Source organism: Lacrimispora sp. YZC11 (assembly GCF_057543815.1).
On sequence record NZ_BAAJYQ010000006.1, the window covers coordinates 801,988 to 817,724 of the forward strand.

12 protein-coding genes are annotated in these 15,737 nt (G+C 46.7%); 1 reads left to right on the top strand and 11 read right to left on the bottom strand.

Annotation, left to right across the window (positions count from 1 at the left end; all coding sequences use genetic code 11):
• Positions 1–30: 30 nt before the first annotated feature.
• From AC27IJ_RS09975 to AC27IJ_RS10020, 10 genes are all read right to left on the bottom strand, one after another.
• Complete coding sequence (locus AC27IJ_RS09975) at positions 31–1,302, bottom strand: ABC transporter substrate-binding protein (RefSeq protein WP_312500827.1); 1,272 nt, start codon at positions 1,300–1,302, stop codon at positions 31–33.
• Positions 1,303–1,357: 55 nt separating this feature from the next.
• Positions 1,358–2,362, bottom strand: coding sequence for a LacI family DNA-binding transcriptional regulator (locus tag AC27IJ_RS09980; protein ID WP_313152215.1), 1,005 nt, complete (start codon positions 2,360–2,362; stop codon positions 1,358–1,360).
• A gap of 25 nt (positions 2,363–2,387) precedes the next feature.
• Positions 2,388–4,523 (bottom strand): glycoside hydrolase family 65 protein, encoded by a 2,136-nt coding sequence (locus AC27IJ_RS09985; RefSeq protein WP_487148624.1) that lies wholly within the window; start codon positions 4,521–4,523, stop codon positions 2,388–2,390.
• Positions 4,510–6,327 carry a glycoside hydrolase family 125 protein gene (locus tag AC27IJ_RS09990; protein ID WP_487148626.1) on the bottom strand — a complete coding sequence of 606 codons (1,818 nt, stop codon included), beginning with the start codon at positions 6,325–6,327 and terminating at the stop codon, positions 4,510–4,512. The genes AC27IJ_RS09985 and AC27IJ_RS09990 overlap by 14 nt, the downstream gene beginning before the upstream one ends.
• Positions 6,328–6,531: 204 nt before the next feature.
• Positions 6,532–7,455 (bottom strand): dihydrodipicolinate synthase family protein, encoded by a 924-nt coding sequence (locus AC27IJ_RS09995; RefSeq protein WP_313258307.1) that lies wholly within the window; start codon positions 7,453–7,455, stop codon positions 6,532–6,534.
• Between the two features lie 13 nt (positions 7,456–7,468).
• Complete coding sequence (locus tag AC27IJ_RS10000; protein ID WP_312441970.1) at positions 7,469–8,482, bottom strand: ABC transporter ATP-binding protein; 1,014 nt, start codon at positions 8,480–8,482, stop codon at positions 7,469–7,471.
• Positions 8,475–9,494 carry an ABC transporter ATP-binding protein gene (locus AC27IJ_RS10005; protein WP_487148629.1) on the bottom strand — a complete coding sequence of 340 codons (1,020 nt, stop codon included), beginning with the start codon at positions 9,492–9,494 and terminating at the stop codon, positions 8,475–8,477. The genes AC27IJ_RS10000 and AC27IJ_RS10005 overlap by 8 nt, the downstream gene beginning before the upstream one ends.
• A gap of 13 nt (positions 9,495–9,507) precedes the next feature.
• On the bottom strand, positions 9,508–10,425 hold the full coding sequence (locus AC27IJ_RS10010; RefSeq protein ID WP_442913621.1) for an ABC transporter permease: 918 nt from the start codon (positions 10,423–10,425) through the stop codon (positions 9,508–9,510).
• 5 nt (positions 10,426–10,430) lie between these two features.
• The gene (locus AC27IJ_RS10015; RefSeq protein ID WP_312441966.1) at positions 10,431–11,390 is read right to left on the bottom strand and encodes an ABC transporter permease; all 960 of its coding nucleotides are present in this window, start codon (positions 11,388–11,390) and stop codon (positions 10,431–10,433) included.
• A gap of 68 nt (positions 11,391–11,458) precedes the next feature.
• Positions 11,459–13,192, bottom strand: a complete 1,734-nt coding sequence (locus AC27IJ_RS10020) for an ABC transporter substrate-binding protein (RefSeq protein ID WP_487148632.1) — start codon at positions 13,190–13,192, stop codon at positions 11,459–11,461.
• Positions 13,193–13,464: 272 nt separating this feature from the next.
• On the opposite strand from AC27IJ_RS10020, the gene AC27IJ_RS10025 reads away from it, so the two are divergent.
• Complete coding sequence (locus AC27IJ_RS10025; RefSeq protein WP_312441962.1) at positions 13,465–14,163, top strand: FadR/GntR family transcriptional regulator; 699 nt, start codon at positions 13,465–13,467, stop codon at positions 14,161–14,163.
• Positions 14,164–14,589: 426 nt separating this feature from the next.
• Here AC27IJ_RS10025 and AC27IJ_RS10030 read toward each other — a convergent pair whose 3' ends face one another.
• Positions 14,590–15,732: a Gfo/Idh/MocA family protein gene (locus tag AC27IJ_RS10030; RefSeq protein ID WP_487148634.1), complete on the bottom strand. Its 1,143-nt coding sequence runs from the start codon at positions 15,730–15,732 to the stop codon at positions 14,590–14,592.
• Between the last annotated feature and the right edge of the window lie 5 nt (positions 15,733–15,737).

The following is a 15,737-nucleotide window of genomic DNA, read 5'->3' on the forward strand; positions in this document are numbered from 1 at the left end:
GCAGTTCCCTCCTGTCAGGCTAGATAAATGTCAGTCTAATTTGATTTTCTGTTCCAGTTCCGCCTGACACTCATCCAGCGCGTCTTTAGCGGTAACGTTACCGGAAATAGCGTTGTTTAAGTGCTTGGTGATGATCTCCTGCATTTCAGACTGCTGTTTCACCACCGGCGGTGTTACCAGATAATCCAGGGATTTAAATACAGCTTCCCGGTTCTCCGGCGGGGTTACCTTTAGATAGGAATCAAGTACATCCTGATAGTTAACAGGGGGAAGCTCCCAGCTTGAATCCACGCGGATCTGTGCGGCTTCCTTGCTTCCTGCCAGGAAGGCGGCCAAAGCGGCGGCAGCTTCAGGATTGGCGGTTTCTTTGTTTACCACGTAAGCATTAGAGAAAAAGTGAGTGGCTTTTGCGGTATTTCCCGGCTCCACCGCCACGTCCCAGGCAAAATCGCAGTTATCCGTAAAGTCGCTGAAGGCCCAGATTCCGGTTATAATCATGCCAAGACGTCCGGATTTAAACAAATCCCAGTCGCCCATGCCGCCCATTTGTGCGTCCGAAGGCATAACATTGCTGTCCGTCACCCAACCGGACATGATTTCCAGCGTTTCCACATTCTGCGGTAAATTGACCGTAAATTTCCCACCATCTTCGCTTAACAAGCTTCCCCCGTTCTGCTTTACCCCTTTGTAAAATTCATGGAAACTTACGGGACGGTACAAGCCGTAGGTGTCCCCGGAAAGGGAGCGGATTTTCTTTGCGGCTTCTAACATTTCCGTCCAGGTCCAGTCGTCGGTGGGATAGGCGGCTCCTGCCTTGTCAAATAAATCTTTGTTGTATACAAGCACCACATTGGAGAAGGAATTGGGAATTCCAAATTGTTTTCCCTCGTACTGGAAGGCTTCCAAAGCCGTCTGGTTAAAGCCTGAAGTATCCCCCATCAAAGCCCCGATGTCCAAAAGTACATCTTCCGACGCATAGGCTACGAAATTCTCAAAATTCAGTTCAAATACGTCTGCCGCACTGCCTCCGACGATTTTAGACTGCAGCTGAGTGAAATAATCATCATAGCCAAAGCTTTGCAGCTCCACCTTGATGCCTGGGTACTGCTCATTGAATTTTGCAATCATTTCTTTCAGTGCCCCTTCAGACGCACCGCTTCCTGAAAACTGGTCCAGGCGGATTGTGATTGCTTCTCCGGCTCCGGTTTTTTCTGCAGTCTTGGAGCTGCATCCTGAAAGTAAAACTGCGGTACATACCATTGCACTTGCGGCCCATATACATTTTTTTGCTAACTTCATCATAATAAACTGTCTCCTTAATAGAAAGAATGGATGTTGCTTTGTTTTCGTAAAAGGATCAGCGCACCGATCCCCTTTCTACCAAAGTTAATGGAAATACCTTGTTCTGTAGTGTGTGGTTCTCGCTTATCAGAAGTTTCACTGCTTCCGCACCCTTTGCCGCCACGTCCTGATGTATGGTGGTAAGGGGCGGATCACAGGTTTTGGAAAGCAGCGAATCGTCAAAACCTATGACGGAAATATCCTTAGGAATCCTTACGCCCCTCCCGCGCAGTCCCATACATAAGCCCACCGCCAGAATGTCTGCGGAAACAAACACCCCGTCGGGCCGTTCGGCCATCCCAGCCAGATATTCTCCCATTTCACAGCCGTATTCAAAGGACACTTCCCCAGACAGTAACAAGGATTGCTCCGTACTCAGTCCGTACTCTCCCAGTGCCTTCTCATACCCCTTATGGCGCAGGAAATTTACGCCCCTGTCATTGACATGCCCAGTCACATGTGCAATCCTTCTAAGTCCCTTTTCCAACAGGTACTTCGTCGCCATGTACCCGCCCTGCATATCGTCCACGCTGATCGAGTGAAAACCGGAAGCTTCGCAGTAACTGTCCACCAGTACCACTGGGATGTTTAAGGTTTTTAACTGACGGCATTCCTCGTCGTCATTCATCCCTACCACGATCACACCGTCCAGTCCCCGGGTTCTGGCCACTTCCGCGTAAGTCTGGCCGGAATCGGCTCCGGAAATCATGATGTGATAACCGCTTTTGCGGGCCGTATACTCCGCCGCCGACATGAAATCGCCGTAAAAGGGATTAGAGAACATTAATTCTTTTCCTGATTCCGTCTGGGGAATCAGCACTCCTAATAAGTTGCTTTTGTTATTTACCAGGGTGCGGGCTGCCAGATTGGGAATGTATCCCAGTTCCTTTATGGCGTCATTCACCCGCTTAATTGTTTCAGGACTTAAGCTTTGCGAGGGCGTATTATTAATTACATAAGACACCGTGGCTATGGAAACCCCAGCCTTCTCTGCCACATCCTTTAAACCAGGCCGCTTCATAAAATCACCTTCCTTCTTATCATTTTTATTCCTCTTCTGTTTCTATTTTTCCGCCTTTTTCGTCAATCACCGCCAGGTACCGTTTTCCTTTTATATAAAAGTGAAAAGATAAACGTTCCCAGTCCTTCGGAAGCCTGGGAGATAACTCCGGCTTGCCGCCGTTTCCCAGTGCCAGACCTGCGAAACCAAAAACCACGGCCTGCCAGGTGGCCCCTGCCGCGGCCAAATGAATGCCTTCTCTTCCCGTATTCTTCATCCGGTTTTCCAGATCCAGAAACAGGCTTTTATCAAAATATTCACAAGCCTTCTGCTCCAGGCCCAAATATGCCGCCGCCCAGGCATGAATTCCAAAGCTTAAGCTGGAATCATGAAGTGTCAGCGGTTCATAAAAGTCCCAGATAGCCTTTTGTTCCCGGTCCGTAAACCATTCCGGCTTTAAGACCATGAGCAAAACTAAATCCGCCTGTTTTAACACCTGATACCTTTGGAGCCAATCAAAATCGTACTGATGGTAGGCTGCGCTTCCATCCCCGGCCTTTTGCCCCGGAAATGCTTCCAGCCGGAGGAAATTGTCGTCCTGAATGTACAAGTCCTTGTCAGAATCATACTCAATCCGGCTTTTTTCTATGATGTCCCGCCATTTTTTCATTTCCGAAACGTAAGCTACCGCTACCTTCCTCTCGACCGCCTGCAAAGCCAGCCGGAGATTATGGCGGGCCAGAAGTACCGTATAGGCGTTGTTTCCCGAAACGCCGCAGTATTCGTCTGGTCCTTTAACAAAGAGCAGGTTATATACATCCTTTCTTTGGTCATAGGAAAATCTTCCGGCCCAATATCTGGCGGTCTCCACATACAACTGCGCTGACTGGCTATCCAGGGTTTCATCTCCTGAAATCTTTAAGTAGTTTTCAACGGCATAAGCTACGTCTGCGGTAATGTGAATCTCACAACGCCCGATGTCCCAGCTTTGGCACTGTTCTATGCCGCCTATGGCGCACATCCACGGATACCTGGCTCCCGGCAGATTCAGCGCCTTTGCGTTCTTCTTTGCGTCCGGCAGAGTGTTTAAGCGAAACAGGATCAGATTTCTCGCGGCCTTCGGGTCCGTATACAGGTAAAACGGCAGCAGGAAAATGTCCGTATCCCAAAAGCAGCAGCCCTTATACCGTCCATGGGTCAAGCCTCTTGCGCCAATGCTGACCGTTGGGTCCTCCCAGGGGCAATTCTGAATAAGCTGAAATAAGTTGTACCGCAGGGCGGACTGAATGGTACTGTCGTTTCCTTTCTGGGTGACCTCTATGTCCGCTTGGTCCCAGCGGGATTTCCAGGCCCCTTCGCTGTCTTTTAGCAGTTCCGCAAAGGAACGGTTTATGACGTGGGGGCGCAAGTCTTGCCCGCCGTGGAGGAACGTTTCCGAATCCACCAGAACCGCTTCCGTATAAAGAATCTTTTCGATCCTCACCATTTCCCCTTCCACCAGCGGAATATTCAGTTCTTTCGCCGGACAGTCAGGCACCGAAGCGTCCTTTGCAGTCCCCCGGTTTTGGAACATGCGGGCAGTCATGGCTACGTGCAAACGGCAGGAAGCTTTACTGTCAGCCTTTAAGAAACAGTAGTCCTCTCCCGTTTCCGTTTCAGAAACGGAGAGCAAAGACACGGTATCCAAGTTTTCCTTGGTCTGGTCGTCATCCACAGGAAGGTTCACGGTTTTCCCGTCTATTCCCATAAAAACAGCTGTATTCCCGCTGTAGTTTAAAGCCGTCAATTCCAGTGAAAGGGCTGACACGTGTTTGTTGTCCATGCTGATAAAGCGGGAAATATCAATTTGCGTCTCTCTTCCTTCCTTATCTTTCCACACCGACTTCCTCTCAAAAAGGCCGTTGCGCATATCCAGGGATTGGGAAAAGGATTGGTACTCCCCTGTCCCCAGGGAAAACTGGAAATGAAACAAATCCGGTAAGTTCACCATATCCGTGACACCGGGACTGATATAATCAAAGCCGCCCGCCAGATAATTACAGCGCTCGTAAGCCTTTGCCCCGTCCATGAAAAACGAACATCGGGAACCCAGATAACCATTTGACTGGCTGAATATGCTTTCTAAAAACTTTGGATCTTCTCTGCCCTCACAGCGAATCTTCCATGTTTCATACTGAATCATGATCCACACCCCCCTCATTCAACCCTTCCATTAAACAATAGGCCAAATATCCGGCACAGGTCGCAAACGCGGCTCCCGTGGTACATTCGCCTGTCATTTCATCTACGCTTTCACAGGCGATTCCATTGTCCATGGAAGCTCTGCGCAGAAAGTCTAAAGACGCTTCCTTCCTGCCGCTGATCAGCCCGTTGGCGACGCTCAGTATCCAGGGGTGGGGCGCATGGGGACAGCCAATGTCGGAAAAAGGCTTTCCTGCAAAAGAGTATGTGTAATCCGGACTTCGTAACATCTCAACTGTATTTTGCCAGACAGGATCCTCCTTGCCGCAAAAACCCAAATAGGGCAGAAGCTCCAGGCTTCCCGGCGGTTCGTCATACACGTCCCAGTTCCCATCCTCATCTACGGACCAGGCAAAAATCATTTTTCCCTGATATTCCTTCCTACAATGGGTATTAATGGCATCAAACAAGCACGAAACTTCCTCTTCCAGCCACTTAAGCGTTTCAGTAGGCCACAAATTACGATACATTTTCTCTAAATCCCGCAAGCACCTCCAGGTTAAAACATTGTTATACGTGATATAAGGATAAACCCGCATGTCATCCGTGGGCTGTAAAAAAGTTTCATACAGATGAAGGGCATCGCTTCGCTTGGTCTTTAGAATCGAAAGGATCTTCTTTACTCCTCTCTCAATATGGCTTTCCTGTAAAAGATCAGCCTCTCCCGTAGCATTGACGTAACGGCTAAGGGCCATTAATGGGGCACACAGTTCATCCAGTTCAAATCCCGGTTCCAAAACCGTCCCGTCTATGTAACGGCTGTGAATGCCGATTTGTTTGATCTGGCGGGTAAAAACGTAATTCAGAAGTTCCTTTGCATACTGCGGGTCCGCCTTTAGAATGGAAGGAAAACTCCACAGCAGGCTGTCCCTGTCCCAATAGGCTGCGCTGACATAATACCTGGGGCTTCTGGAAGTGACCATGACCACTTCCTCTGTATCCATGGTCATACCTGTCGCGTAAAAGAAGTTGAAAAACAAGTTCCGGTTTAACAGGGAATCCACTTCCCGTATGCCCACGGTTTTCTGACGCTTTGACAGCCAGCACAGAGTTTCCTCGTAAACCGCATCAAAACTCTGCCGCAAAAGCTCCTTAGCCGCCGTTGCCGCAGCCACCTCTTCAAAGCCCACGCCCCAGAAAATGTCCAGTATCACGGATTCGCCGGATTTTAACAGGCAATCATGAGTCCCTTTGTAGCGTATTTCCTCACCCTGTTCAAATTCCCATTTAACAGGCAAAACCGCCATAGGTGCAAATGCCATAACCGGCATTCCAATGGACAAATCAAAGACCGGGCCGTCATTCCAGCCGGAGCGGTAAACCGTTCTCTGTCCTGTAACCGTCTTATCCTCGTTGACGCTGTGGGTCACTTTTCCCCACGCCCCGCTGAAACCACAGGAAATCTCCCGTTCTCTGCCGGAATGATTCATGACGGTCAAACGTATGGCAAAGGCCTTCTGTCCTATGGGAGCCAGAAAAATCCCCTCTGTACTAACGCCGTCCTTTACCGATTCAAACCTGGGAATCCAGTCACATTCCCGCTTCCATTCCAGATCACAGAGCAGATCCCCTTCCTCTGCCTGCACAAAAGGCCGTATGAGAGGTTCGCTTTCGCCGCCCCAAAAAGCCAGCATCCCTTTGTAGCCCATATGCAGCACCGTAAAACTTTCTATCGAAGCCGTAGTCTGGTTCAATGTCGGCAGGCTGACAAATTCGTTCCCTGTGGGCATATAGCAATCTTGCATAAAAACACCTCCCCAATTTTTACTGAAACGTTTAAGTAGTCAGTATAAAATTATTGATTTTGTATAGTAATTATATACTGTGTTTTTATTTTTTGTCAATATGTTTTAATAAAAATTTCTTTATTCCTATGGAAGTTTTGTGCATAAAGCTGATAATCAAAAGTCCCCCCATTTTTGCCATTTAAAAATGGGGGGCTTTGCCGCCTAGAATTGAAACATTTCCAAATCCTCGGCCTGATACTTTTCCCTGATCTGCCTTAAGCTTATCTTTAAATCGGCAAGCTCCTCATCCTTATAATTATAGAACGGCCGCCTGGAATATCCTCCTTCCAGTCCTCTCCATCGCATCAGGTTATGTACACAGGACGGGAAATCATATTGAAGACAGGCAAAGATAAATTCATCCGCAATCCGCTGCAGCCGGATGCCTCCCGGGATATCGCTGTTTTGAACACACTGATATATTTTTTCGTAAATTTCCGGGATTACATTATAGAAGGAACCGATAAGCCCATCCGCTCCAAAACATAGTCCGGAAAATGCCATCTCATCACACCCTGAATAGATCATGAAATCCTTTCCAAGCATCTCTTTTAAAGAGCCCATCTCGTCATGGCTCCTGGCGGTATATTTCAGTCCTTTCACTTGATCGATCTCAGCGATTTTAAGGATCAGATCTTTGTCCATGATTCCTGCCAGCTGAATGTTATAAACAATCATCGGAAGGCTGGTGGATTTTGCAATGTCATTATAATAATGATAAATATCCTCTTTTGAAAACTTCCAATAGAAGGGAGGTACCGACGAAATGGCATCTGCTCCTGCTGCCTCCGCATGCTCTGCCAGCTCTATGCTCTTTCTGGTTCCGATATCTCCTACATGAACGATCACCGGTACCCTCCCCTTTACCTGATCCATAACGATATCAACCACACGATTTCTTTCTTCCGGAGTCATGGTAAAGCATTCTCCTGTACTTCCAGTTAAATAAAACCCATTTACCCCTGCTTCAATCATAAATTCTGTCATTTTTCTAGTACAGGCTTCGTCGATATTCTCTTTTTCATCAAAAAATGCCATGGTTGCAGGAATGACTCCTTTAATATCCGTAATTTGAAATTTACTCATTTTAACCTCCAGCTTATAAATTTTCGGCCAGATGGCAGCAAACCAGGTGCTCATGGCCGTTATTTTCGATTCTGTGCGCTCTGGGAATTTCCGTCCTGCAGCGCGGGATGCATTTGGGGCAGCGGGGATGAAAGGGACAGCCACCGGGTGGATCCACCGGACTTGGGACATCTCCCTGAAGCGGGATCCTCTTACGCCGCCTGTTAATATCAGCAATCGGAATGGCGCCAAGCAGAGCTTCTGTGTATGGATGCAGGGTATTCTCAAAAATCTCCTGAGTCTCTGCCATTTCCACAATATGTCCCAGATACATTACTGCGATGCGATCACTGATATACTCGACTACAGACAGATCATGAGTTATGAACATATAGGTCAGATTCTTCTTTTCCTTTAATTCCTTTAGAAGCTGTAATACCTGGGCCTGAATGGAAACATCCAGTGCAGAAACCGCTTCGTCGCATACAATAAACTCAGGATCCACGGAAAGCGCCCTTGCTATGCCGATCCGCTGTCTTTGTCCTCCGGAAAACTCATTGGGATACCGTTCCATATACTCCTTAGGAAGATTTACCTCTTCCAGTAGTTTTGCGATCTTCTCCCGCCTTTCCTTTTTGTTTTTCATTCCAAACCGGATCAACGGTTCCTGCATAGTACCAAATATGGTGAAAGAGGGATTTAAAGATGAATATGGATTCTGGAAAACGATCTGCATCTTCTTACGTGCATCGTCCAATTCCTTTTTCGGCACCTTTGTAATATCCTTCTCCCCTTCTGGGAAATGGTAGATCACTTCTCCTGAAAATGGCCTGATCAGCTGCAGAATGCTTTTTCCCAGCGTGGTTTTTCCACAACCTGATTCCCCTACGACCCCAAGGATTTCCCCTCTGTAAATATCCAGATCCACGTGGTCCACCGCCTTTACATAACCGGCAGTTCTTTTAAATATCCCCTTCCTGACCGGGTAGTAGGTCTTTAATCCTTTCACAGAGATGAGTATTTCTTTCCTCTCCTTGTTCTCATTCATGATGCTGGCCCTCCTCTTTTAAACGGTCATGGCAGCACCGGCACATATGCCCGGGAGCAATCAGATGTTCATCCGGAAGCCTTTCTTCGCATACCGGTGCTGCATATGGACATCTTGGAGCAAACTGACAGCCTGGCGGGCGGTTATAAGGATCCGGAGTGGAACCTTTGATAGGCTCAAGCTTCTGCTTTTTTCCCCGTCCCAGAACAGGAATGGAATTCAGCAGTGCCTTTGTATAAGGATGGGAAGGCTCCGTCAGGACCGACTTAGCATCTCCGCTCTCTACGATATTTCCCATATACATCACCGCCACATCATCTGCCAGTTCGGCCACTACCCCCATATCATGGGTAATCAACAGGATAGCAGTATCATTGTTATTTTTCAAATCCAGCATCAATTCGAATATTTGAGCCTGAATCGTAACATCCAGGGCCGTAGTCGGTTCATCCGCAATCAGTACTCTGGGCCTGCAGCTCATTGCCATGGCAATCATTGCTCGCTGGCACATCCCCCCGGAAAACTGATGAGGGTATTCATAAAACCGTTTTTCAGGTATCGGGATTCCCATTTCCTTCAAGAGCCCGATGGAGGACCTTGTTGCTTCCCCTCTGTTTTTCGCTCTCCCATGTGATAGAAGTGCTTCATTGATCTGGTATCCCACGGTAAACACCGGATTCAGCGCCGTCATCGGATCCTGGAATATCATGGAAATACCACTGCCCCGGATCTTACGCATTTCACTTCCTTTTCTCTTTTGTTGATCGATCCGGATATCCTTGCTATCGTTAAAAAAATGAATCTCGCCTTTTTCAATCCTGGAGAGATCCGGAAGCAGTCCCATAATGGAATTTGCAGTAACCGATTTTCCGCATCCGCTCTCTCCTACGATACAAAGAATCCTTCGCTTTCTTAAATCAAAGTTGATTCCTCTGATTACTTGATTGCAGCGATCATTGTTATAAAAGTTCACATGGAGGTTTTTAACACTTACTACCGTATCATGACTCATCTGACCTTCCTCCTTAACCAATTTGAGACGGATCTGCTGCATCTCTTAAGCCATCGCCAATGAAGTTGATGCTGATAACAAACAGAGTTACCACAACACCCGTAGGTACCCAGACCCACCATGCACGCTTAAGTATCATGATATCCTGCGCCGCATTCAATATATTTCCCCAGGTAGCTACCTCCAGCGGAACACCCAGCCCCAGGAAACTAAGTGATGTCTCCTGAAGAATGAACATAGCCGTTGACAATGTTATGTTGACAAAAATAGGGCCAATTGCGTTAGGCAGCATATGAAAAAAAGCAATCCTCATAGATCCTATGCCAAATGCCTTTAAGGCCTGGACATATTCCTCTTCCCGCAGGGAAAGCATCTGGGATCTGGCCATTCGGTACATGGATGGCCAGCCGGTTAAGGAAAATATAAAAATCAGATTCCAAAGGCTCTGCCCGGTTATTGTTACAAGGATCAACACCATTATCATCTGGGGAAATGCCATTAAAATCTCTGAAATCTTCATGACAATCCCGTCTGCCAGCCCTCCTTTATAACCCGCGATCGTGCCCAGGGAAACACCGAACAGCGTGGCAATCAGCGCAGATCCAAGGCCAACTGCAATGGAAATTCTGCCCCCGTACAGGATTCTTGCAAAAATATCACGCCCGATTTTATCCGTGCCAAGAATGTGCTTCGCTGACGGTGCCTGCAGGATACTCCTTAAATCAATCTTTGTCGATGAGTAGGACGTGATAAGGGGCGCTGCAAAGCAGATAAAAAAGATAACGATAAAAATAATAAGACCCGCAATGGAAAGTTTATTGGCAAGCATTTTCCTTAACACCCTGCTTTTCAACCGTTTCTTTGGTCTCCCGGATTCCTCCTGAGCAAGGATCCGATCCATTTTTTTCTCTAATGCACTCATAGATCCCATTCCTCCTAACTCAGTTTTATCCGGGGATCCAGCATAGCGGTGACTAAATCAACCAAAATGCTTGACACCAGAACGATCAGTACGGAAAAAAATCCTATCATCATGACAAGCGGAGTATTCTGCGCCCGCACGGCCTTGATGAACAGACCGCCGATTCCAGGCCACTGGAATACCTCCTCCACAACAACCGCTCCGCCGATCAGCATGGGCAGCCGGAATCCGATCAATACCACAACAGGGGTCACCGCCGCCCTGAGACCATGCAGGAGATTCACCCTCCACTCCGGGATTCCCTTCGATCTTGCGGTTTTCATATAATCCCTGCCCATGGATTCTAACATGCTGCCCCGCGCATACCGCATAACACCGGCTGTCATGGAAAAGCCCAGGACCGCAGCCGGCAGGATTAAGTACGGTAATCTCTGTATGAAGCTCTGCCCTGCATAAGCCATCCGCCCTCCTACCGGTAGAATGTTGTAATGCAGAGCCAATGTATTGATACAAATGAGGCCGAATAAAAATTGGGGGATCGCCACACCCACCATACCCAATACGTCCAGGATATGATCCAAAACACTTCCCTTTTTCAGGGCACTGATCACACCCAGAAGAATACCGAATATGGAAGACATGATCAGAGATGCTACGGATAATTCAAGCGTTGCCGAAATATGATTCCTCATAATTTCCGCAACAGGTACTCCCGACTGCAGAGAGTAACCAAAGTCACCGTGCAGGATGCCCACCAGCCATTTAACGTACCGGATTACAAACGGATCATTTAAGCCAAGAGAGTTTCTCATCTGATCAAGCTGTTCCGCCGACATCGTGGAAAGTGCATCCGGCGGAATCAGGAAATCAACCGCATCACCTGGCATCAGTTCAATTCCCAAATAAATGAGAAAGCTGATGACTAGCATCATTGGAATTAATGATAAAATCTTTCTGATTGTATAAGTAGCCATTTAATTCCTCCTGTTATAAACGGTGAACCCTGGCAGATCCACCGTTTATATGCTTCATCAATGGGAAATCATTTAATATTTGCGTCATGGGGAAACTGATTGATAAAAAAGCATCTTGTATATCTGATATTTGCCGTATTGACCTTCATATGATTCATAGTTTCGATCGCCTTTGCTTCATCCGTAGACTTAGACCAAGCATAGTCAATCTTGCCGGCTCCCGCATTCTTTACGAGGTTTGCATCATTTTCACCGCTTGCAGACATGTAAATTGTCTCAATATTACCGTTTCCTGTCTTATAATATCCATCCCATCTTTTCAGCGTCGCGTAATTGTTCAGAACGACTTCATCAACTCTGTATGGTCCTGACCCGATTGGTTTCTGCCAGAATCCATCCTGCTGGAGAGCCGCCGGGTCTGCTTTTTCAAGGCAGTGTTTGGGAAGAATGGGCCACTGGGCAAATACCTGAAGTGCATTGGCGGAAACCTGATCAAAATTAACCGTGATCTTATTCCCATCAGTCACTACGCCTTCCAAATGGTCTGTTTTTCCGTCAATAAAGTCCTGGGCACCATGGATTGCCTTCATAACTTCCGAAGCAACCGCATTGGTACCGGGAGCCTTAAGCATCAGTTCAATCGTGAACCGGACATCCTCTGCCGTCAGAGGTTGGTCATCGTGCCATTTTAGATTGTCACGAAGCGTAAACTCGATGGATTTGGAATCCTCACTCACCTTATAGTCTTGGGCCAGCATACCTTCCTTAGGATTTAAGTTCTCATCAGCGTTTATAAGCTTATCAAAAATCAATTCCGTATTAATCAGGAGTCCCGGATTTACCAAAGGATACCAGAAAAATTCCTGGGGTCCGCCATTTGTATACAAAGTACGGTCGTCCCGGCTGATCTTCCAGTCCAGGATGTGCTTCTCATATGAGAACTGGTCGTTCCCGAATCCTGCCCCTGCCATATCAAGATCTTTGCTGGTATAAATAAAGCAGACCTGATGATAAAGAGGCAGTGCAACAACATTCTCTGCTACATAATTCTGGATTTCACCAAACGCCTTCTTCTGCTCGTTGGTATCCATAGTCCCATTGGCAGAAATAATTAATTCATCAAGCCCCTCCTGCTTTGGAACGGTGGAGTTATTGGAAGCTGTCGAACTGAATCTGTTATAGAATTCGGATTCTGCCAATGCAGCCACTGCAGCATAAGCCAGATCCCATTTTACTGCAGAAGGGCCCTTTACCCGGTCCACCGGAGGTACCCAAAGCTGTGCGGCCAGATCACCTTCCAGCTTTCTGAACTGGGCCTTTACCCCTATCTCCTGCCAGTACTGCCCGATAATGGTCATTAAGTCAACGGTCTGCTGATCATCATAATAATAAACCACATCAAGGGTATAATCCGATGGCCAGCCGGCTTCCTTTAAAAGCTCCTTTGCCTTTTCCGGATCGTACTTATATGTAGGAATATCTGCATTCAGCCAGTCCCCGGGGGCGGTAAAACTTTTTGCTGCCTCCGCTTTGCCGTTAAACAGTGTCTCTACAATTGCATCCATGTCAATCGCATAAGCCAGAGCCTGTCTGACTCTTAAATCCGCCAGCGGGGTCCCAAGCGCTTCACTGCTTTCAGTCCCCTGATTCCCAGTCGTCGAATCCCCGGAACTGGCATTCTCTGTCTTCTCCCCGGTTCCTGCTGTCTCTGATGGTGGCTGTTGTTTTCCGCTGCAGCCGATCAAAAGTGAAGCGGCCAGGGATGCGGCACATAAAATGCTTACAAGTTTTTTTTGTTTCATAAATAACCTCCCTTTCCTATTTGTACTTTGTAGTATAAAGTATAAACTTGCAATTGATATTTTAAGTTTAATTAACTTTTTTTTAAATGTCAACCAACAACCTCACTGAATATGCGATTATTATTTGTGCATATTTTACATATTTTTCTTCGTAAAAGTTTATATTTTAGTTTTTATGTTTCTTTTATTGACACACTAATATTTATAAATTATAATATTAAACAAGTTATTACTTTGTACTACAAATATAATTGAGAATGGATCGCTGACTTATGAAAAATTTAAAAACCAGAAAGTTGTATTTACAGGTATACGATGAAATCAAACAATATATCAAGGAGCACAATCTTCAGCCAGGAGATAAACTTCCCACCGAAATGGAAATCTGTGAATCATTGGGAGTAAGCCGGAACGTACTCAGGGAAGCACTTAAATCCCTGGAAATCACCGGTGTCGTGACCTCCAAGCCAGGGGTCGGCATCATCATCAGAGAATTTAACTCCGACTTTTTCATGTCTTCATTGATTTCTCACGTAGACGCTTCCAACGACAGCAAGATCAAGGATTATATTGAGGAATTGCGCCATGTCCTGGAGCTGGGCTTTGATCAGAAAGCCTTTTACAGCCTGGGGCTGGCCGATATTGACCGGATGAACGAACAGGTGACCATCATGCAGAGCCATCTGGGTGTAGATAATGGCGGAACGAAACCGTTGGGCATTGAATTTGCAAAAGCAGATGCCATGTTCCATAAAACCATGTTTTCCAAAGTGGACAATGTGCTCCTCTCTTCTATCATTGATTTCTTCTGGGCTTATGACAAATATTACAACACGAAGCTCTCCTCGAAATCCATTGAGATAACGATTGAAAAGCATGAGCGCATTATCAAGGCACTCTATGACCACGATTATGAAAAGTTTCATCAGGCCATGATTTACCACTACACTTATGAATATCTTAAAAAATAGACTGTTATCACATGGTTGTTATCCACTGAATTCACGTTAAATGATGCCATGGGATAATTTAGTACGAAAAGAAAAGTAAAAGGAAATTAAGGCTGTCGACGATGTTTCCGCAGATAAAAAAGATAAACAGATCAAAAGAGCGTGTGACATGCACATGGAATCAGGGCAAACAAAATAAGAACTCCACCCTTGTTACCTGCCATAGGATACAAAGGTGGAGTTCTGCGCCAGTTTCCAAGTTAAAGAACAATACTGTATACAATCAGTCAAATACCCTGCCGCAAGCAGTGGGGTATTTGACTCTTGCGGCAGTCGCCAAATGAACATGCGAGCATGTCCGCTTGGCTCGTTGCCCGCAGAAATAAAAAAAGAAAAGGCAGATAACGTAAAAACTTATGGATCTCAAATTCTCCATCCACCACCCATCTAAAAACTCAGCGCTCCCTCCGGCTGGTTCTGTGCATAGTTCCCGCCCAGATATCCTCTTGGCAGCATAGGCTGTCTTTCAAATCCGGATTTCATCTCATAAAACCCTTTAGTTTCCCCGCTTTCAATGATTCCCGTAAGAATTTCCAAAGCATGAAATGCCATATCACCATTTGTCCTGGGTACGCGGCCTTTCCTTAAGGCCCAGGCCATCTCTGCCACTCCAAGACCTCTGTCATCGCCATCGTATCCATGGGTATGGGGAAATACCATAGGCTCTGTCCGGCCTTTTAAGATAACCTTCACATCGCCGCCAAAGAAGTTGGGATCCTCCAGGAATATAATACCTTCCGTGCCGTAGAATGCCACATAAGGCTTTTCTGTGCGGATGCTTCTGGAATTAAAGTGAAGCGTACCCATACAGCCGCTTTTAAAGCGCAGGGTACCCATAAGGTATGTCTCTGATTCCTGGGAATAGGTCTCCCCAAAATTATCATTCTTTACAAAGTAGTGCTTCTGCTCCGGCATGGAAACGCCGGACATTCCGCACACTTCCATTACCTCTCCCAGCACGTTAATCATGGCAGTGGTATAATAAATTCCCACATCTATCCCGATTCCGCCTCCCGATTTAGCTGTGTAGGGAAATTTTTCAGCCAAAAGGCGTGCATCCCTTTGAAGGACAGCCACGCTGGAAGTCACGGTTCCGATCATGCCCGATTCCACCAAATACCTGGCGGTCTGCACAGCCGCCCCCAGAAATGTGTCCGGTGCGCTGCAAAGCAGTTTTCCCCTATCAGTTGCCAGGGCTATCAGCTCTTTTGCCTGGGTAATGTCAGCAGCCAGCACCTTTTCCGTATACACATGCTTCCCATGCTCCAGAAGGTTCTTTATGACCTGGTAGTGAGCGGCAGGATTGGTCAGATTCACGACGATTTCAATTTCACTATCCTCCAGTATTTCTTCCATAGTCATCGCACGAATACCGTAAGCAGCCGCTGTTTCTTCTGCCAACTGACGGTTTAAATCGCAGCATCCTGTCAATTCCAGAATTTCATAGGTCTTTGCCATATTTTCAATATAGATCCGGCTGATAGCTCCGCACCCGATTACCGCTGTCTTTACTTTCTTTATTCCTTTCATACGAA

Excerpts from the sequence above, each read along its gene's own strand:
- AC27IJ_RS09975 (WP_312500827.1), bottom strand. The coding sequence starts at position 1,302 with ATGATGAAGTTAGCAAAAAAATGTATATGGGCCGCAAGTGCAATGGTA.
- AC27IJ_RS10010 (WP_442913621.1), bottom strand. The coding sequence starts at position 10,425 with ATGGGATCTATGAGTGCATTAGAGAAAAAAATGGATCGGATCCTTGCT.
- AC27IJ_RS09990 (WP_487148626.1), bottom strand. The coding sequence starts at position 6,327 with ATGCAAGATTGCTATATGCCCACAGGGAACGAATTTGTCAGCCTGCCG.
- AC27IJ_RS10020 (WP_487148632.1), bottom strand. The coding sequence starts at position 13,192 with ATGAAACAAAAAAAACTTGTAAGCATTTTATGTGCCGCATCCCTGGCC.
- AC27IJ_RS10000 (WP_312441970.1), bottom strand. The coding sequence starts at position 8,482 with ATGAATGAGAACAAGGAGAGGAAAGAAATACTCATCTCTGTGAAAGGA.
- AC27IJ_RS10030 (WP_487148634.1), bottom strand. The coding sequence starts at position 15,732 with ATGAAAGGAATAAAGAAAGTAAAGACAGCGGTAATCGGGTGCGGAGCT.
- AC27IJ_RS09985 (WP_487148624.1), bottom strand. The coding sequence starts at position 4,523 with ATGATTCAGTATGAAACATGGAAGATTCGCTGTGAGGGCAGAGAAGAT.
- AC27IJ_RS09995 (WP_313258307.1), bottom strand. The coding sequence starts at position 7,455 with ATGAGTAAATTTCAAATTACGGATATTAAAGGAGTCATTCCTGCAACC.
- AC27IJ_RS10015 (WP_312441966.1), bottom strand. The coding sequence starts at position 11,390 with ATGGCTACTTATACAATCAGAAAGATTTTATCATTAATTCCAATGATG.
- AC27IJ_RS10025 (WP_312441962.1), top strand. The coding sequence starts at position 13,465 with ATGAAAAATTTAAAAACCAGAAAGTTGTATTTACAGGTATACGATGAA.
- AC27IJ_RS09980 (WP_313152215.1), bottom strand. The coding sequence starts at position 2,362 with ATGAAGCGGCCTGGTTTAAAGGATGTGGCAGAGAAGGCTGGGGTTTCC.
- AC27IJ_RS10005 (WP_487148629.1), bottom strand. The coding sequence starts at position 9,494 with ATGAGTCATGATACGGTAGTAAGTGTTAAAAACCTCCATGTGAACTTT.